This is a genomic window from Oricola sp., assembly GCF_022763245.1.
GTDB lineage: Bacteria > Pseudomonadota > Alphaproteobacteria > Rhizobiales > Rhizobiaceae > Oricola.
This window is the reverse complement of sequence record NZ_JALEGV010000041.1, coordinates 96621-113934: the sequence shown is the minus strand read 5'-3', so window position 1 is coordinate 113934 and position 17314 is coordinate 96621. Positions and strand designations below refer to the sequence as shown.

24 protein-coding genes are annotated in these 17314 nt (G+C 64.1%); 9 read left to right on the top strand and 15 right to left on the bottom strand.

Annotation, left to right across the window (positions count from 1 at the left end; translation table 11 throughout):
- Positions 1–27: 27 nt before the first annotated feature.
- Positions 28–558: a VOC family protein gene (locus MRY80_RS21175; protein WP_293293231.1), complete on the bottom strand. Its 531-nt coding sequence runs from the start codon at positions 556–558 to the stop codon at positions 28–30.
- Between the two features lie 103 nt (positions 559–661).
- Here MRY80_RS21175 and MRY80_RS21170 point away from each other — a divergent pair, with 103 nt between their 5' ends.
- On the top strand, positions 662–1555 hold the full coding sequence (locus MRY80_RS21170) for a LysR family transcriptional regulator (RefSeq protein ID WP_293293230.1): 894 nt from the start codon (positions 662–664) through the stop codon (positions 1553–1555).
- A gap of 47 nt (positions 1556–1602) precedes the next feature.
- Here the strand turns inward: MRY80_RS21170 and coaA are convergent, their stop codons facing one another.
- The 9 genes from coaA to hisB are packed head-to-tail and all read right to left on the bottom strand — an operon-like array spanning position 1603 to position 7240.
- On the bottom strand, positions 1603–2607 hold the full coding sequence (gene coaA / locus MRY80_RS21165) for a type I pantothenate kinase (protein WP_293293228.1): 1005 nt from the start codon (positions 2605–2607) through the stop codon (positions 1603–1605).
- Positions 2608–2621: 14 nt separating this feature from the next.
- Complete coding sequence (locus MRY80_RS21160; RefSeq protein WP_293293227.1) at positions 2622–2945, bottom strand: phosphoribosyl-ATP diphosphatase; 324 nt, start codon at positions 2943–2945, stop codon at positions 2622–2624.
- 12 nt (positions 2946–2957) lie between these two features.
- Positions 2958–3734, bottom strand: a complete 777-nt coding sequence (gene hisF, locus MRY80_RS21155; protein WP_293293225.1) for an imidazole glycerol phosphate synthase subunit HisF — start codon at positions 3732–3734, stop codon at positions 2958–2960.
- 22 nt (positions 3735–3756) lie between these two features.
- Positions 3757–4320: a Uma2 family endonuclease gene (locus MRY80_RS21150; RefSeq protein WP_293293223.1), complete on the bottom strand. Its 564-nt coding sequence runs from the start codon at positions 4318–4320 to the stop codon at positions 3757–3759.
- Between the two features lie 4 nt (positions 4321–4324).
- Complete coding sequence (gene hisA / locus MRY80_RS21145) at positions 4325–5077, bottom strand: 1-(5-phosphoribosyl)-5-[(5-phosphoribosylamino)methylideneamino]imidazole-4-carboxamide isomerase (RefSeq protein WP_293293221.1); 753 nt, start codon at positions 5075–5077, stop codon at positions 4325–4327.
- Positions 5074–5508, bottom strand: coding sequence for a nuclear transport factor 2 family protein (locus tag MRY80_RS21140; RefSeq protein WP_293293219.1), 435 nt, complete (start codon positions 5506–5508; stop codon positions 5074–5076). Before MRY80_RS21140 ends, hisA begins: the two co-directional genes overlap by 4 nt.
- Positions 5496–6146 (bottom strand): imidazole glycerol phosphate synthase subunit HisH, encoded by a 651-nt coding sequence (hisH, locus tag MRY80_RS21135; RefSeq protein WP_293293218.1) that lies wholly within the window; start codon positions 6144–6146, stop codon positions 5496–5498. Before hisH ends, MRY80_RS21140 begins: the two co-directional genes overlap by 13 nt.
- A gap of 5 nt (positions 6147–6151) precedes the next feature.
- On the bottom strand, positions 6152–6631 hold the full coding sequence (locus MRY80_RS21130; RefSeq protein WP_293293216.1) for a DUF2628 domain-containing protein: 480 nt from the start codon (positions 6629–6631) through the stop codon (positions 6152–6154).
- Positions 6632–6640: 9 nt separating this feature from the next.
- Complete coding sequence (hisB, locus tag MRY80_RS21125) at positions 6641–7240, bottom strand: imidazoleglycerol-phosphate dehydratase HisB (RefSeq protein WP_293293214.1); 600 nt, start codon at positions 7238–7240, stop codon at positions 6641–6643.
- A 146-nt stretch (positions 7241–7386) separates the two neighbouring features.
- On the opposite strand from hisB, the gene hslV reads away from it, so the two are divergent.
- From hslV to MRY80_RS21095, 6 genes are all read left to right on the top strand, one after another.
- Positions 7387–7953: an ATP-dependent protease subunit HslV gene (gene hslV / locus MRY80_RS21120; RefSeq protein ID WP_293293212.1), complete on the top strand. Its 567-nt coding sequence runs from the start codon at positions 7387–7389 to the stop codon at positions 7951–7953.
- Positions 7950–8456, top strand: a complete 507-nt coding sequence (locus MRY80_RS21115; RefSeq protein WP_293293210.1) for an N-acetyltransferase — start codon at positions 7950–7952, stop codon at positions 8454–8456. The genes hslV and MRY80_RS21115 overlap by 4 nt, the downstream gene beginning before the upstream one ends.
- Complete coding sequence (locus MRY80_RS21110) at positions 8446–8991, top strand: GNAT family N-acetyltransferase (protein WP_293293209.1); 546 nt, start codon at positions 8446–8448, stop codon at positions 8989–8991. The genes MRY80_RS21115 and MRY80_RS21110 overlap by 11 nt, the downstream gene beginning before the upstream one ends.
- Positions 8988–10139 carry a hypothetical protein gene (locus MRY80_RS21105; protein ID WP_293293207.1) on the top strand — a complete coding sequence of 384 codons (1152 nt, stop codon included), beginning with the start codon at positions 8988–8990 and terminating at the stop codon, positions 10137–10139. The genes MRY80_RS21110 and MRY80_RS21105 overlap by 4 nt, the downstream gene beginning before the upstream one ends.
- 6 nt (positions 10140–10145) lie before the next feature.
- Positions 10146–11459, top strand: coding sequence for an ATP-dependent protease ATPase subunit HslU (hslU, locus tag MRY80_RS21100; RefSeq protein ID WP_293293205.1), 1314 nt, complete (start codon positions 10146–10148; stop codon positions 11457–11459).
- Positions 11460–11559: 100 nt separating this feature from the next.
- Entirely contained in the window at positions 11560–12516 is a 957-nt protein-coding gene (locus MRY80_RS21095; RefSeq protein ID WP_293293203.1) for a DUF1402 family protein, read from the top strand.
- A gap of 9 nt (positions 12517–12525) precedes the next feature.
- On the opposite strand, the gene MRY80_RS21090 is transcribed toward MRY80_RS21095, so the two are convergent.
- From MRY80_RS21090 to MRY80_RS21075, 4 genes are read right to left on the bottom strand one after another with little or no spacing between them, the layout of a single operon-like run.
- Positions 12526–12903 carry a helix-turn-helix transcriptional regulator gene (locus tag MRY80_RS21090; RefSeq protein ID WP_293293202.1) on the bottom strand — a complete coding sequence of 126 codons (378 nt, stop codon included), beginning with the start codon at positions 12901–12903 and terminating at the stop codon, positions 12526–12528.
- Positions 12903–13514 (bottom strand): Smr/MutS family protein, encoded by a 612-nt coding sequence (locus MRY80_RS21085; protein WP_293293200.1) that lies wholly within the window; start codon positions 13512–13514, stop codon positions 12903–12905. The genes MRY80_RS21090 and MRY80_RS21085 overlap by 1 nt, the downstream gene beginning before the upstream one ends.
- Positions 13511–14608, bottom strand: coding sequence for an MltA domain-containing protein (locus MRY80_RS21080; protein ID WP_293293199.1), 1098 nt, complete (start codon positions 14606–14608; stop codon positions 13511–13513). The genes MRY80_RS21085 and MRY80_RS21080 overlap by 4 nt, the downstream gene beginning before the upstream one ends.
- Positions 14609–14620: 12 nt before the next feature.
- Positions 14621–15325, bottom strand: coding sequence for a Tim44/TimA family putative adaptor protein (locus MRY80_RS21075; RefSeq protein ID WP_293293198.1), 705 nt, complete (start codon positions 15323–15325; stop codon positions 14621–14623).
- Between the two features lie 118 nt (positions 15326–15443).
- Between MRY80_RS21075 and MRY80_RS21070 the strand changes: the two genes are divergently transcribed.
- Together MRY80_RS21070 and secB are read left to right on the top strand one after the other, a co-directional pair.
- The gene (locus MRY80_RS21070; protein ID WP_293293197.1) at positions 15444–15920 is read left to right on the top strand and encodes an FxsA family protein; all 477 of its coding nucleotides are present in this window, start codon (positions 15444–15446) and stop codon (positions 15918–15920) included.
- Positions 15921–16029: 109 nt separating this feature from the next.
- Positions 16030–16536, top strand: a complete 507-nt coding sequence (secB, locus tag MRY80_RS21065) for a protein-export chaperone SecB (RefSeq protein ID WP_293293196.1) — start codon at positions 16030–16032, stop codon at positions 16534–16536.
- A gap of 34 nt (positions 16537–16570) precedes the next feature.
- On the opposite strand, the gene dnaQ is transcribed toward secB, so the two are convergent.
- On the bottom strand, positions 16571–17287 hold the full coding sequence (gene dnaQ, locus MRY80_RS21060; protein WP_293293195.1) for a DNA polymerase III subunit epsilon: 717 nt from the start codon (positions 17285–17287) through the stop codon (positions 16571–16573).
- Between the last annotated feature and the right edge of the window lie 27 nt (positions 17288–17314).

Here is a 17314-nt window from a genome sequence, read left to right as displayed (position 1 = left end):
TCCTCCTTATGTTCTTCGAAAAGCCGGTCAGGCCCAGTCGGTGATGACGCGACGGACGCCGTCCCACCTCCGGCCGGCCTCGGCGACCTGCTCCTGAAAGGCGCGCCGCCCGGGCGTGCGCTCGGTCAGTTCCAGGATGTCGTCCGGCTGATCGGGATGTTCGAGATAGGCGAAGCGCCCGCGCGTGGTCGAACCGTCCTGGTAGATCCCGTAGCCGCGCCGCAGGGTCTCGGTGAGACACGCGTCGTAATCGTCCGGCCAATGGCACCAGTGATGGAAAATCTCGCGGGCGAACTGCTTCTGCAAAGCGTCGCGCCACATGCAGGGCTCGTCGTTGTCGAGTTGCATGAGTTCGAATTCCATGCCGCGGACATTGGCGAAGGCCGTCGTGAGGCGCGGCGCGCAGGACGTGCCGCGATACCGGCATTCGGTGAAACTGCCCCCCTCGATCATGAACCAGGGACCGATCCCGAGATGCTCCGCGAAATGGTCGATCGAAGCGCGAATGTCGCGCGTCATGAACGCGACCTGGGTGATCTTGCCAAGAGATGCCTTCACTCACTCCCCCGTCTTCTTGTTGCGGAAAGTGTGGTCGAACCCCTTGCAATGCGCCAATATAAAGAATTCATGGTATGATCTCGAAAAGAGATCAGGAGCCTTGATGAATTTCCGGCAGATCCGCTATTTCCTCGCCGTGGCCGAACACGAGAACTTTCGCCGCGCCGCCGAAACGGTGCATGTCGCCCAATCGGCGCTGTCGAAACACATCGCCGAACTGGAGACGCGCCTGGAGGTCAAACTGTTCGATCGCCTTCCGACCGGCGTCCGCCTGACCCAGGCCGGACATGCCTACGCGGAAGAGGCGCGCCGGGCGCTGGAGATGATCGAGCGCGCCGGGGTGCGTGCGCGCAAGGCCGCGCGAGGCGAAATCGACCGCCTGACGATCGCCATGAACGACATCGGCGCGCGCAATCGGACGCTGGCGCGTGCGATCGCGGCGTTCGCGCATGACTACCCGGAGGTGCAGCTCGATTTCGTGACACAGGTTTCGCAGGATCAGCTGACCGCGTTTCGCCACGGCAAGATCGACGCCGGCGTCATGATCGAGCGCCCGGAAGAGCCCGGGCTCGATCACGTCGCGATCGCGGAAGACCCGTTCTGGATCGCCATGCCCCGAAGCCACCGCCTTGCCGGATTGGACAGCATACCCGTGCACGCGCTCGCGGGTGAGCCGTTCGTGTCGGTCGCGATGACGACATACTGGCTGCCGCAGACACGGCTGATGGCCCGCTGCCGCGCCCTCGGTCTCTTCCCCCGCATCGTTCAGGAGGCGAGCAACGACCACATGCAGATGAGCTTCGTCGCCGCCGGAATGGGCCTGGGTTTCGTCAACGCCTCGATGGCCGGGATCGTCACCCCGGATCTGGTGCTGAAGCCGGTCGAGGGTCTCGACGTGTCGCTTCAGCTCGACTTTGTCTGGTCGAAATCCGCAGCGCCGCTGTCGCTGCTCAACTTCATCGAAACGCTGAAACGCATGGTCGCACAGGCCCTGTGATCGGACCGCTCATCGAGCCGCGCTCCAAATGTCGTTTCGATCCCGGCTCAAAGCTTCCTGAGCAGCACTTCCTCGACAAGATGGTTCGAGCCCTTCTTGAGGATGAGGTCGGCGCGGGGCCGCGTCGGCTGGATGTTTTCCTTCAGGTTCTTCAGGTTGATGTTCGCCCAAAGACCCTCCGCGATCGCCAGCGCCGCGTCCTGCGAGAGTTCCGAATAGCGGTGGAAGAAGGACCGCGGGTCGCGGAACGCCGTCTCGCGCAGATGCATGAAGCGGGTCACGTACCAGTCGTGGATCAGGTCTTCCTCGGCGTCGATATAGATCGAGAAGTCGAAATAGTCCGACACGAAGGGCACCATCTTGCCGTCTTCCGGCAGGTCGCGCACCTGCAAGACGTTGATGCCCTCGAAGATCAGGATGTCCGGCCGGTCGATCGTGACATATTCGCCCGGCAGCACGTCGTAGGACATGTGCGAATAGAGCGGCGCGCGCACAGAATGTTCGCCGGCCTTGATCTGCGACAGGAAGCGCAGCACCGCGGACACGTCGTAGCTTTCGGGAAAGCCCTTGCGCTCCATCAGCCCCTGTTCGCGCAACACGGCGTTGGGCAGCAGGAAGCCGTCGGTCGTTACCAGGTCGACCTTCGGATGCGAAGACCAGCGGGTGAGCAATTCCTTCAGGACGCGCGCCGTCGTCGACTTGCCGACGGCGACCGAACCGGCGATGCCGATGATGAAGGGCGTCTTGATCGCCTCGTCGACGTTGAGGAAGTGCTTGCGCTGTTCGAACAGGCTCTGCGAGGCCTCGACATGCGAATAGAGCAGCCGCGACAGCGACAGGTAGATGCGCCGCACCTCATCGAGATCGATCGGGTCGTTCAGCGACCGCAGGCGCAGAACCTCGTCCAGGGTCAACGTGAGCGGCGTGTCGGCCCGAAACTCCGCCCATCTGGCCGCCGAATAGCGCCGATAGGGCGACAACTCGCTGCCCGAAAGCTGGTCGAGCGGATCCGGGAAGGCATCAAGCCCGCTGCGCTGGACGGTCTGGTCCATATGGTTGCCTGTCGTCACTCCGGCGCGCGCGCCGCCTTTTCCTGAATCCCGGTCTGCCCGGTTCGCCCCTGCAGTTCGGTCATAACGTCATCCAATGCCACGCCGCGCATGTGCAGCACAACGAGCAAATGGTACAACAGGTCCGCCGTTTCGGCCACGAGCGGCGCGGGATCCAGCCCGAGAGAGGCGATCACGGTCTCCACCGCTTCCTCGCCCAGCTTCTTGGATGCCTTCTCGATCCCCTTGGCGACGAGTTTCGCCGTCCAGGAAGTCTCGTCGCCGGAGGTTGCGCGCGCGGCGACGATCTTTTCCAGGTCGTGCAGGCTGAAATCGGTCATCGGGGTTGCTCCTCAGGCGTCGCGGCGCACGGCGACGCCGGCGGCAGCCATGTGGTCCTTGGCTTCCTGGATCGTGTAGGTTCCGAAATGGAAAATCGACGCGGCCAGAACGGCAGTGGCATGGCCGTCGCGAATGCCCTCCACGAGGTGATCCAGCGTGCCGACGCCACCCGAAGCGATGACGGGCACGCGCACGGCATCGGCCACGGCGCGGGTCAGCGGAATGTTGTAGCCGATCTTGGTGCCGTCGCGGTCCATGGAGGTGAGCAGGATTTCGCCGGCGCCGAGTTCGACGACCTTGCGCGCATATTCGACAGCGTCGATGCCCGTCGGCACGCGGCCGCCATGGGTGAAGATTTCCCAGCGCGGACCGTCCGGCCCTTCGTCGACGGTCTTGGCGTCGATCGCGACGACGATGCACTGGTTGCCGAACTTGTCGGCCGCCTCGGCGACCAGTTCGGGCCGTTTCACCGCGGCGGTGTTGATCGACACCTTGTCCGCCCCGGCCAGCAACAGCTTGCGCACATCCTCCACCGCGCGCACGCCGCCGCCGACGGTGAGCGGCATGAAGCACTGCTCGGCCGTGCGGGCGACCACGTCGAAGATCGTCTCGCGATTGTCGGACGATGCGGTGATGTCGAGGAAACAGAGCTCGTCGGCGCCGGCGGCGTCATAGGCCTTGGCGGCCTCGACCGGATCGCCGGCATCCACGAGATCGACGAAATTGACGCCTTTGACGACGCGGCCACCGGCGACGTCGAGGCAGGGAATGACACGGGCTTTGAGCATGTTCGGTCCGGATAAATGCGCGTCAGGCCGACGCCACGCCGGTATAAAGGGCTTTCATGTCCAATGTCACGTCGAGTCCGTCCAGCACGACGGGCCCGTCGGTTCCCGCGATCATCTGCGGACCCGACCAGCCACCTTCCGCGTCGCGCGACCACAACCAGATGCGTGGTTCGTCCTGCGAAAGGACGAGGTAATGGCGCAAGGACCCGATCGCCAGATAATCCTGCGCCTTCGGACCGAAATCATCGGCGATCGATGACGGGGACAGGATCTCGGCGACAAGCAGGGGCCGATCGGTGGCGAGGTCCCGTCCGCTTCCGCCGGCGGCTTCGACGAAAATGTCCGGGAAGCGGATTCCGTCATCGGTTCGTACGCCAAAATCCGCCGAACCGATATCGAAGTGGTCCATGCCCAACTGATCGGCGAGTTGCTTCAGAAGACGGGTCGCCAGACGCACATGGTTTCTTGAAACATTGATCATCATCTCGACGACCTTCCCCCGCACGAATTCGCGCTTGCCCTCGCGTCCTTCGTTCCAGACGAGGAATTCTTCCGCGGTCCCGGGATATGTCGGCTGGATGTTCATTTCATCAGTCTAGCACGCCTTGCCGCGGCGTGTCGCCACGCAGGACCGCCAAGGCCTCTTCGGGATCGATGCGGCCGTCATAGAGCGCGCGACCGGAGATCGCGCCTTCCAGCTTCGCCGCGTCCGCCGATGTCATGCGGACAATATCGGCGATTGAAGCGAGGCCGCCGGAGGCGATGACGGGGATGGAGACGGCGTTGGCGAGATCGATCGTCGATTCCCAATTGATTCCGGTGAGGATCCCGTCGCGATCGATATCGGTGTAGATGATCGCGGCGACGCCGGCGCCTTCGAATTTCCTCGCCAGTTCGACCACACCGAGTTCGGAGGCCTCGGCCCAGCCCTCGACGGCGACCTTGCCGCCCTTGGCGTCGATGCCGACGGCGACCTTGCCGGGAAACAGCTTGCAGGCCTCGATCACCAGATCCGGATCGCGCACGGCGATCGTGCCGAGAATGACGCGGGCGAGGCCCTTGTCGAGCCAGGCCTCGATATGGGCGAGCGTGCGAATGCCGCCGCCGAGCTGGACCGGGTTCTTCGTCGCCTTGAGGATCGCCTCGACGGCCGCGCCATTGACGGACTGGCCTTCGAAGGCACCGTTCAGATCGACGACGTGCAACCATTCGAAACCCTGGTCCTCGAAGGCCCTCGCCTGCGCCGCCGGGTCGGGGTTGTAGACGGTGGCCTGGTCCATGTCGCCTTTCACGAGGCGCACGCACTGGCCGTCTTTGAGGTCGATGGCGGGAAACAGGATCATGATGCGGTGTTCTCTTCGGTCAGGTCTATGGGGTCGGCGCCGCGAAAGCCGTTGCGCCGCAAGAGGTCGGAGCCGTCGTCGCGGCGATAATGCGAAACCCGGCCGTCGCGCAATTCGACGATCGACCCGCCATCCATGATCGCGCGGACGTCGCCGTCTTCATCGAGAAGCGTCGTCTTGTGCGCAACAAGAATGCGGCTGCCATCGATGAAGGCACGATCGAGGCGCAGGCGCAGGCGCTGCTCCTGGAGCCATTCGCTCAGATAGGCATGGCCGCGCCTGATCGGCGGGACGCTCGCGGGGAGACCGATGTCGGGATGGGCTAGGGTCAGGAGCGTGTCCTCGTCGCGCGCCTGAAGCGCGCGCAGCCAGTCGACGGCGATGCGCACGGTCAGCGGCAAACGGTCAGTGCGCCCGTTCACGGCGCCCATTTGAGGAAATTCGCGATCAGGGCGAGGCCGAGCGTCTGGCTCTTTTCCGGGTGGAACTGGGTGCCGAACATGTTGGCGCGCGCCACCGCAGCGGTGACGGGGCCGCCATAATCGGTACGCGCGACGACACTGTCGGCGTCTTCGGCGGCCAGATGATAGGAATGCACGAAATAGGCGTGCAGCCCGTCCGGTCCGGTGACGATGCCGTCGAAGAGCGGGTGCGGCCGGACCAGGTCCAGCGTGTTCCAGCCGATCTGGGGGATCTTCAGGGTCGGGTCGGACGGCGTCATCTCGACGACATCGCCGGCGATCCAGCCGAGGCCCTGCGTCACGGTCTTTTCAAGTCCGCGCGAGGACATGAGCTGCATGCCCACGCAGATGCCGAAGAACGGGCGGCCCTTGTCGATCACGGCCTCGTTCAGAGCCTCGACCATGCCGGGAACGGCATCCAGGCCGGCGCGGCAGTCGGCGTAGGCGCCGACGCCCGGCAGGACGATCCGGTCGGCCGTGGCGACCCGGTCGGCGTCGGAGGTCAGGTCGATCTCGGCCGCAAGGCCTGCCTCGCGTGCAGAGCGCTCGAAGGATTTGACCGCCGAGCGCAGATTGCCGGAGCCGTAGTCGATGATTGCGACGCGCATGATCCCTACCTCGATTCGCCGGCGGCAAAGCCGAACAGCATGTCGGTTTGCGGCTCCACGGCCGCGCCCGACGCAGTTTCGCTCCACGCAACGGTTGCCGGCGACCGGCCGGCGCCAGGGGCGGCATGTCGCGTGAACCAGCGGATTTCGGCCTCGTCCAGATTGCGCGCGTCGACCGTGCCGGCCACCGCATAATCCTTGCGGCGGAAACGGCCGATGCGCCAGACCGGGCCTTCGAGCGCGACATAAAGACCGATGACAAGGCCGGCCAACATCGTGGCGGGGGCCGAGCCGGGAATGACGAGGTCGCCGACCAAGGCGAGGCCGACCGACACGATGAACAGCATCAGCGCGGCAAACCAGAGCCGGTTCCACAAAAGCCACAGCAACGGAAACACGAGCGCGACGCTGGAGAAGGCGTCACGCACCAAGACTGTGTCCATCCCGGCGCCGCTTGCGCGCTGCATCACGACATAGCTGGCCATCGCACCCGCCTAACCGTTGAGTGTTCCCTTGGTGGAGGGAATCGCATCCGCCTGGCGCGGATCGATCTCGACCGCCATGCGCAACACGCGGGCGACCGCCTTGAAGCAGGTCTCGGCGATGTGGTGGCTGTTGGCGCCGTAGAAGGTCTCGACATGCAACGTGATGCCGGCGTTCTGCGCAAAGGCCTGGAAGAACTCGCGCACGAGCTCGGTGTCGAAGGTGCCGATCTTCTGGGTCGGGAACTCCACCTTGAACACGAGGAACGGCCGGCCGGACACGTCGATGGCGGCGCGGGTCAACGCTTCGTCCATGGCGAGGTCGAGACTGGCGTACCGGGTCACGCCGCGGCGGTCGCCCAGCGCCTTGGCCAGCGCCTGGCCGAGCGCGATGCCGGTGTCTTCCACGGTGTGGTGGTCGTCGATATGCAGGTCGCCTTTCGCGGCCACCGTCATGTCGATCAGCGAATGGCGCGAAAGTTGGTCGAGCATGTGGTCGAAGAAGCCGATCCCGGTCTTCATGTCGTGCTTGCCGGTTCCGTCCAGATCGACGCTGACGGAAATGGCGGTCTCGTTCGTCGTGCGGCTGACCTCGGCGGTGCGCGCAGTCATGGCGTATGCCCTTCAATCTTTGGCGACTGCGCCTCTTAACAAGGGTTCGGCGCAATGACCAGTATGGCCCCGGCATGATTGCAATCGCCGGCCTTCCACTTACATAGCGGGAAAATCAGGGCATTGCGCCCGCGAAAGGACAGGTGATGAGCGAGAAAGACAATCCTTACGGCACCATGCACGCAACGACGATCGTCACCGTGCGCAAGGGCGGCAAGGTCATCATCGCCGGCGACGGGCAGGTCAGCATGGGCCAGACCGTGATCAAGGGCAATGCGCGCAAGGTGCGCCGGATCGGCAAGGACGGCGAGGTGATCACCGGATTTGCAGGCGCGACCGCCGACGCCTTCACCCTGCTCGACCGGCTCGAAAAGAAGCTCGAGCAATATCCCGGCCAGCTGATGCGCGCCGCCGTCGAGCTCGCCAAGGACTGGCGCATGGACAAATACCTGCGCAATCTCGAAGCGATGATGCTTGTCGCCGACAAGTCGGTGTCGCTGTGCGTGACCGGAAACGGCGACGTGCTTGAGCCCGAGGAAGGCGTCATGGCCATCGGCTCGGGCGGCAATTACGCGCTCGCGGCGGCGCGGGCGTTGATCGACACGGACATGGACGCCGAGACCATCGCGCGCCGCGCCATGCAGATCGCCGGAGAAATCTGCGTCTACACCAATGGCAATGTGATCGTGGAAAGCCTCGAGGCGGAGACGTGAGTTTCACGATCCGCCGCCTGACCGAGACGGATGCGGCGGCGTATCGTTTGCTGCGGCTGGAGGCCCTGCGCAATGCGCCAGAGGCGTTCGGCGATTCCCACGAGGAGGCCGCCGCGCGGCCGGACGCCTACTGGACACGGCTCTTCGACGGCCGACGCGTCTTCTTCGGCGCCCATGTCGGCGACTCGCTGGCGGGGATCGTCAATTACATGCGCGCACCGGGCATCAAGGAAGCCCACAAGGGATCGCTGCTCGGCCTTTACGTGCGCCCCGACGCGCGCAAGTCGGGTTGCGGGCGGGCCCTGGTCGAGGCGGTTCTCGATCACGCGCGACAAACGGACGCCGAACAGGTCCTGCTAACGGTCGCCGCCCGAAACGACGCCGCAAGGCACCTTTATGAAAGCAAAGGCTTCGAGGTCTACGGCATGGAGCCGCGGGCCCTGAAAATCGACGGGGTCGCGCTCGACGAATATCTGATGGTGGCGTTCCTGGATGAGCGATGAAGCGCCCGACATCACCTTCGCGCCGGTGACGCCGGACGACTACCCGACGCTGCGCCATTGGCTGAACACGCCGCCGATGAACGAGTGGTGGGGCGAGCCGGACCAGGCGCTCAGTCACATCAAGGACATGGTGGAAGGACGCGATGCCACGCGGCCCTTCATTTTCCTCGTTGACGGCGAGCCGGCGGGATACATTCAGCACTGGTCCGTCAGCGACGAGCTGGACGGCCCGCATGCCGCGGACGCGCCATGGCTGCTCGATTTGCCGCGTGACGCGGTAGGCGTCGACCTCTCCATCGGGCGGCCGGAATTTCTCGGCAACGGCATCGGCACGCTGGTTTTGCGTGCGTTTCTGACACGGCTCTTCACCGACGGCATCAAGACCGTCACCATCGACCCGGACGAGAGCAATGCACGCGCGATCCGGTGCTACGAGAAGGTCGGTTTTTCCTTTCACGGACGCTTCGCCCATGCTTCAGGTGTCACCCATCTGATGACCATCACGGCGAAACGCTTCGCGGAGACGCATTCATGATTTCCGAGGACATTCTTTCACACGCCGTTGAACGCGCCATCATCACGGCCGACCAGCGCGACCGGATCGTGGCGCTCGCCGAGGAACCGGTTGCGGCGAAGGACGACGAAGCGCAGTCCTCGGACGAACCCATGCGGCTCGTCGGCGGCGGCAACGACTTGTTCGTCACCATCGGCATCCTGCTGCTCTTCGCCGGTGCGATGTTCGCGCTACGATCGGTCTCGCAGATGACGATCCCGACCATGGCCGCCATTCTCGGCGGCTTTGCATGGCTGGTCGCCGAATTCGTAACGCGCCAGAGGCGTATGCGCCTGTCGAGTACCGTTCTCGGCCTCGGCTTCATCGCCGCGGTGGTGATCCTGATCGGCCATCTGCTGGAAACGCGCTACGGGCTCGCACAGGTGGACAACCCGCTCGAGATCGCAGGCCTGAGGCCACAGGCCGAAACCTATGCGGCAATCCTCTTCGGCGGCATCGCGATTGCCGCGATCGTCTATTTCGTGCGGTTCAAGGTACCGATCATGGCCGCCGTGCTGGCGCTCGCCTTCACCGGGGCCGCCTTCTTCTTCGCGACGCTGTTCTTCTATGACGGCGTGGTGAACGGGCAGGTGTTGCTGCCGACCCTCGACCAGTTGCCGGCGGTGATCGCCAAGGCGCTCTACGTGCCGCTTGCCTGCGGCTTCATCGTCTTCGGCGTGGGGCTCGCCTTTGACCTGCACGACCGCGAACGTTTCACGGTCTGGTCCGACTGCGCCTTCTGGCTGCATGTCATCTCGGCACAGCTGCTGGTGCATCCGCTTTTCATCCTGGCGACGGGACAAGATGTCGTGTTCGGGGAAATCGAGCCGGGCATGTCTGCGTCGATCATGCTGGGCGTCTTGATCCTGGCCTTCGTCTATGTGGCGCTCGCCATCGACCGGCGGTCGCTCCTGATCCCGACGCTGGCCTATTTCGGCTCGCTCGGCATCTACTACCTCGTGAATTCGGCGGCGAACTCGACCGGAATCCCGGCTTTCGCGCTGATTCTGCTGACCGTCGGGGCGCTGATCATCCTTTTCGGCGCGGGCTGGCAGAACATACGGCGCTTGATTGTCGCACCCACCCTCCCCACATCGATCCTCGACAGACTTCCACCGATTAGAACCTGAGTACACATGTCTGATTTCTCTCCGCGGGAAACCGTTTCCGAACTCGACCGCTTCATCATCGGCCAGAAGGACGCCAAGCGCGCCGTGGCGATCGCGCTGCGAAACCGCTGGCGCCGCCAGCGCCTCGAAGGCTCGATGCGCGACGAGGTGATGCCGAAGAACATCCTGATGATCGGGCCCACGGGCGTCGGCAAGACGGAGATCTCGCGGCGGCTCGCGAAACTGGCCGGTGCGCCTTTCGTCAAGGTGGAGGCCACCAAGTTCACCGAGGTCGGTTATGTCGGCCGCGACGTCGAGCAGATCGTGCGCGATCTCGTGGAGGCCGGTATCACGCTGGTCCGCGAAAAGAAGCGCGAAGAGGTGAAAGCGAAGGCGCATGTCAACGCCGAGCAGCGCGTGCTCGACGCTCTTGTCGGCGCGACGGCCAGCCCGGCGACCAAGGACAGTTTCCGCAAGAAATTGCGCGAGGGCGTGCTCGACGACAAGGAGATCGAGTTCGAAATCGCCGACACCGGGGCGGGCGGCATGCCGAGCTTCGAGGTTCCGGGCATGCCCGGCGCAAATATCGGCATGATCAATCTCAACGACATGCTGGGCAAGGCGTTCGGTGGCCAGAAGACCAAGACGATGAAGACCACCGTGCGCGATTCCTACGACATCCTGCTCGACGACGAGTCCGACAAGCTGCTGGATCAGGAACAGATCACCCAGGAAGCCCTGCGCGCGGCCGAGAATGACGGGATCGTCTTTCTCGACGAGATCGACAAGATCGCGGCCTCGGAAGGCCGCTACGGCGCCGGCGTCAGCCGCGAGGGCGTGCAGCGCGACCTGCTGCCGCTCGTCGAGGGCACGACGGTGGCGACGAAATACGGTCCGGTGAAGACCGACCACATCCTGTTCATCGCCTCGGGCGCGTTCCACGTCTCCAAGCCGTCGGACCTGTTGCCGGAACTGCAGGGCCGTCTGCCGATCCGCGTCGAGCTCAAGGCGCTGGAGCGCGAGGATTTCAAGCGTATCCTCACCGAGACCGAGGCCAGCCTGATCAAGCAATATATCGCGCTGATGAAGACGGAAGAGGTGGACATCACCTTCACCGACGACGCCGTCGACGCCCTGGCCGACATCGCCGTGGATCTGAACGCGACGGTGGAGAATATCGGCGCGCGGCGACTGCAGACCGTGATGGAGCGGGTGCTCGACGACATCTCCTATACCGCGCCGGACAAGGCCGGCGAGACCTTCGTCATCGACGGCGACTATGTGCGCCAGCAGATCGGCGATCTCGCCCGAAACGCCGATCTGTCACGCTACATACTGTGACCGCAACGCCATAGTCCGGATTTCATTTCACGAGGCCCTCGACTTCCCGTAAGGCATTTTCTACTAGCTCTGCGGGGCGCGCAGTTGAAAAGCCGTAATCATGTCGTCATTCCGCATTGCCGCGATAGCCACATTGATCCTGCTGCTGGGAGCGAGCGGTCCGGCCTATTCGCTGACCGTCGTCGAACCCGGCAACCGCAGCGCCGAGCAGCCGGCCATTCCGGGCGCGTCCAAGAACCGGACGCAGGCGCTCAAGACGACCTTCGACAAGAAGTACCAGAAGGTGCTCGGTCTCCTGAAGCGCGATCGCCGCCTGATCTCGCGCATCAAGAGCACGTCAGAGGATTATGGGATCGATCCGATCCACATGATCGGGGCAATCGTCGGCGAGCATACCTACAATGTCGATGCATATGACCGGGCGCAGACCTATTTCATCAAGGCCGTGTCCTATCTGAAAGACCGGATCGACTTCGAATATGACGGCGAGGATGTCGAGGATTTCATCGCGCGGCCGCAATTTTCGCGCTGTGAGGGCATCACCGGCAGCCGCGAATTGTGGACATGCCGCGAGGCGGTCTGGGAAAAGACGTTCCGCGGCAAGAAGGTGGACGGCAAGTCGTTCCCCAACAACCGCCTGAGCGCGGTCTTCTTCCAGCCCTTCTACGCCGGGCAGACCTTCGGGCTGGGCCAGCTCAACCCGCTGACCGCCCTGATGATGTCGGATCGCGTGCACACCGTGTCCGGCCTTCCAGAACTCACCCACACCGAGGGCAAGAAGGTCTATGCGGCGATCATGGATCCCAACAAGACGCTTCCCTATATCGCCGCGACGCTCGCCACCGCGATCGACGACTACCGGGAAATCGCCGGCTTCGACATCTCGCGCAATCCCGGGCTGACGGCGACGCTTTACAACACCGGCGATTCGCTCGGTCGCGCGAAGGAGCTCGCGAGCCGCAACCGCAAGACGTCGCGCACGATCTACCCGGAAGAAAACTACTACGGCTGGATGATCAACGACCGCGAAGACGAGCTGCGCGCGCTGCTCGACTGATGGCGACGATCACGCCAGCCGATCGGGCCGGTTTCGGAGTGCCCTCACCCGCTGGATGAGATGATCGAGGTCTTCGGGCGACAGGTCGCCGATCGACTGCTGCAGGAGATTTGCGAGTTCGGTCGCCAGCGGATGCATGCCCGCGGTGTCGATAGACACTTTCGGGGCCGACTGCAGCGCCAGGCGCTGCAACTCGTCGGCGTCGTCCCAGATGATGTTCAGGCAGGCGATGATGCGCTGGAGAAGGGCCCAAGACGGCAAGCCGCGATGGCCGTGTTCGAGCGCCGAGAGATAGGCTGCCGAGACGCCGACCTTCTGCGCCATTTCCTTCTGGCTCATGCCGCGCTCGCTACGCAACTGGCGCAGCCTTTCCCCGAATGGCGTCATCAGCGAAAACTCCCGTCGCCGCGCGTCAGCCGGCGCAGCCGGATGTAGATCGCACCTTCACCGCCGTGGGCACGATGCGCCGAGGAATAGCCGCTGACGATGTCCGCGAAACGCGGACTGTTGAGCCAGACGGGCACCATGCGTTTCAACACGCCCTCGCTGCCGAGCGAACGGCCCTTGCCGGTGACCACGAGGACATGACGGCAGCCGTTCGACCTTGCGTCCGCCAGGAAGCCATAGAGCCGGTCATGGGCCTGGTTCTGCGTCATGGCGTGGAGGTCGATGCGCGCATCGATCGAGATGCGGCCCTTGGCGAGCTTGCGCGTCGTCGGCTTGTCGATGACGGGATCGGGTCGCGGGGTTTGTTTCGGCGGCGGCGGGCGGCGGGCCTGAAAGGCCGGCGAACGGATGTCGTCCTTCGAGGCGGGCTTGTCGGACTTGCGTTTCTCGCCCTCATGCATTGCTTCGTGAAACGCGCGCGCAGCCTCCTGCTGCGTGAGTGCGGAGGAGACGACCGGTCGGTCGTGCAAGGGCGTAACCGTGCGCTTGACCTGGTGCCAGAGCAGGGTTTCCTCCTCACTCAGGGCGCGGCGGTTGCGCTTACCGGTCATGGCGCCACCGCTTTTTCACGATCGATCTGCACGGATTTTGGCATGAGGACGGTGAAATCCGCCGCTGATCGCACCGCGCTTGCGCGTTCACCGGCCGCGTCGCCCGACCCCATGAAGAGATCGCCGCGCGCCGGGCCGATCATGGCGCTGCCGGTTTCCTGCGCGATCATCAGTTTCGACCAGGTCTTGCCGTTCACACTGTCGGCTGACACGAAAACCGGCGTGCCGAAACTGTACAGCAAGCGGTCGACGGCGAGCGAGCGCTCCGCCGTCAGAGGCACCTTGGCGGCCGCGACCGGTCCGTCCGCCGCGTCACCGACGGGCGTTTCGCGAAAGAAGATGTAAGACCGGTTTTCCTCCATCAGCGCTTGCGCGTCGTCCGGGTGGGCGGAGAGCCAGGCGCGGATCGTCGTCATCGAGACGGCGTCGGCTGCGATCTCGCCGCGCTGGACGAGCAATTTGCCAATCGCCGTGAAGGGATGGCCGGTCTTGCCGTCGAAGGTGACGCGCAAAGACGTCCCGTCATCAAGCCGGAGCCGCGCCGCGCCCTGGACATGGGCGAAGAAGGCGTCGGCGGCATGTTCGACATAAGCGATCTCAAGACCACGCCCCTCCAGAAACCCGGCATTGATCGCCTTGCGATCGGGATAGGGCATCAGGACGCCGTCCGGCATGCGCCGGGCAAAGCGCATATCCTTGTCCCAACCGGTCGGGCGGTTGTCGTCGCGTAGCGTGACGAGATCGTCAGGCCGGCGATGGAAGGGCACGCGAAACCGGTCGGTGCGCCGGCGGGACGCCGCGATCTCCGGTTCGTAGAAGGCGGTGACGAAACCGCGTTCTCCGTTGCTGCCGGTCAGCGCGTGGCAGTCGAAATGCGATTCGAAGAAGCCGCGCGGATCCTTGCGCGCGGCATCCTGTGCCGCCTCGGCAAAGAGCGGCTCGAGGCTTTCAGGCGGAATGCCCAGCCGGCCGTGGCGATAGGCCTCACCGGCCGGCCGGTCGGCATGACGGGAGAAGGCCCGCAGCGCCGCCGCGTGATCGTCCGCCGCCCACCCGGCCAAGTCGTCGAAGGGGAGCGGTCGCAACGTCCACATGCCGGGGGAGGTTCAGTCCTCGGACTCGGTGGCGACCAGACGCCAGTTCGGATCGCGGCTGCGGGTGTCGCGCGCGAAGGTCCAGATGTCCTTGACCTCGACGACGGCTTCCGGGTCGCCATTGATGACGTTGCCGTCCTTGTCGCGGGTCGCCGAAATCAACTGGCTGACAACGCGCACCGTCACCAAAGCGTCATTGTCGCGCATCTCGGCGCCGACGAGATCGGCCTTGTCGATGCCGACGAAGCTGGACTGCACGGTCTCGCCCTTGGCATCGCGCTCGTCGAGCGCCGCAGCGAAGCCGTCATAGACCTCCTTCGACAGGAGGTTCTTCAGCGTCTTCCGGTCGCCCTCGGCAAAGGACATGACGATCATCTCATAGGCGGTCTTGGCACCCGACAGGAAGGTCGCCGGATCGAAATCGGGCGCGCGGTCCTTGATTGCCCGCAGGCCGGTATTTAGTTCGCTGCCGGGCGTCGCCATCCGGTCGATCTCGCGATACGGCTCCGGACGCGATTCGCCGCGGCCCGGCAGGGTGATCACATTGTCGGATTCGCCGGACGCTTCCGTTTCCGCCGGCGATTCGCGCCGGCTGGAATAGGGATCGAAGGGCGGCTTTTCCTGCCCCGTGCGCTTGCCCAGCACGTTGCGCAGCTGCAGGAACACAAACACCGCAGCGACAACGAAGATCAAAGTGACGAGGTTGGAGCCTTCCATAAACCGTCCCGTAAAACAGACTTTTCGTTCAACCCCATATAACCATGAATGGCGAGCATTCAAATCGCGCGATGAATAACTACATAATGGACATCCCAACGAACGAAGATGCCCGTCGATGCCGTTTTCCCTGATCCCGTTTGCCCTCCTGGTCATACCGCTGCTTGAAATCGGCGTGTTCATCGCTGTCGGCTCGCAGATCGGCGTTTTTCCGACGCTCGGCATGGTGGTTCTGACCGCGATCATCGGCTCGATCCTGCTGCGGGTTCAGGGTTTCGGCCTCCTGACGCGCATGCGCACGGAACTCGACCAGGGCCGGGTGCCGGGCCGCGATCTCGTGCATGGCGTGATGATCCTGATTGCGGGCATCCTGCTGCTCACTCCGGGCTTCGTCACCGATACGATCGGCTTCCTCCTGTTCGTGCCGCCCTTGCGCGACGCGATCTGGGCTTTCGCGCGCAGCCGCGTGACTGTCACCTCGGCGTCGCACGCCCATTACGAGACGCGCCGGCAACAGGGGCCGCAGACGATCGATCTCTCCGACGACGAATATTCCGGCGGCCGTGACGACAGCCCCTGGGCCGGGGATCGCTGATCGGGCCGCCCGCGTCCTTGCCAGTGCGCAAGGGCCATGCTAGCCAGCCGCGGAACTCAATCCTGCGCAAACGCGATTGCGCGTCCACCATCAGCACGAGGCTCTTTCCATGGCAGAAGATGGCACGAACGGCGGGGGACAGCCCGCAGGAACAAACAGCAACGGAACACCGCCGCAGCTCTCCGTCCTGACGCAGTACGTCAAGGACCTGTCCTTTGAGAGCCCCGGTGCGCCGCTTTCGCTGCGTCCGCGCGAGAAATCGCCGGCGATCAACATCAATGTCAACGTGCAAGCCAACCCGCTGGCCGAAAGCGATTACGACGTCACGCTGACGCTGACCGCGAAGGCCGAGGACGAAGGCAATGTCGTCTTCAACGTGGAGCTGGTCTATGGCGGCGTGTTCCGCCTCGCCAATTTCCCGCAGGAACACCTGCTACCGCTTCTCTTCGTAGAGTGCCCGCGCCTTCTGTTCCCGTTCGCGCGCCAGATCATCGCCGATTGCACTCGCAATGGCGGCTTCCCGCCGCTGATGATCGATCCGGTCGATTTCGCCCAGATGTTCCAGCGCCGCATGGCCGAGGAGCAGGCGAAGTCCAAGGTCCAGATGCAGGCCTGATCAAGGCGACATTGAAGACGGTTGAAAGGGCGACTCAGTCGCCCTTTTGCGTTTGTGCGAGCCACAACGCCTTGTCGCCGAGCCGCGCGACAAGTTCGGCATGGGCGCTGATCTCGTCGGCGGCGAGACGCGAAGGCAAGGGATTGGGCCGGGGCCGCACCGCCCGCGCCGCGGCCTCGCCCGCGCCGTTTCCGCCGGAATATCCGTCGGCCTGATCGACATCGAGGCTGAGGCGCGCCTGCTTACCGCCGACGAGCTCGATATAGACTTCCGCCAGCAATTCGCTGTCCAGCAGGGCGCCGTGTTTCTCGCGCATCGAATTGTCGATGCCGTAGCGCTTGCACAGCGCGTCGAGCGAGTTCGGGCCCATCGGATGACGACGCCGGGCGAGCGCCAGGCTGTCGACCACGCGCTCCGGGTCGATCGGCGGAAAGCCGAGACGTGCGAATTCGGCGTTGAAGAAGCCGGCATCGAAGCTGGCATTGTGCGCGATCAGCGTCGCGCCTTCGGTGAAATCGAACCAGTCCTGGACGATCTGGGCGAATTTCGGCTTGTCTGCGAGCTGCTCGTTGGAGATGCCGTGCACCGCGAGCGCCTCGGGATGCACCTCGCGGCCGTCCGGGTTGATGTAGACGTGGTAATTGCGGCCGGTGATGAACCGGTTCTCCAGTTCCACGGCGCCGATTTCGATGATCCGGTCGGCGCTGGAGTCGAGCCCGGTCGTTTCGGTGTCGAAGATGATTTCGCGCATGGTTCCATTTCGCTGTTGTGGCCGCAT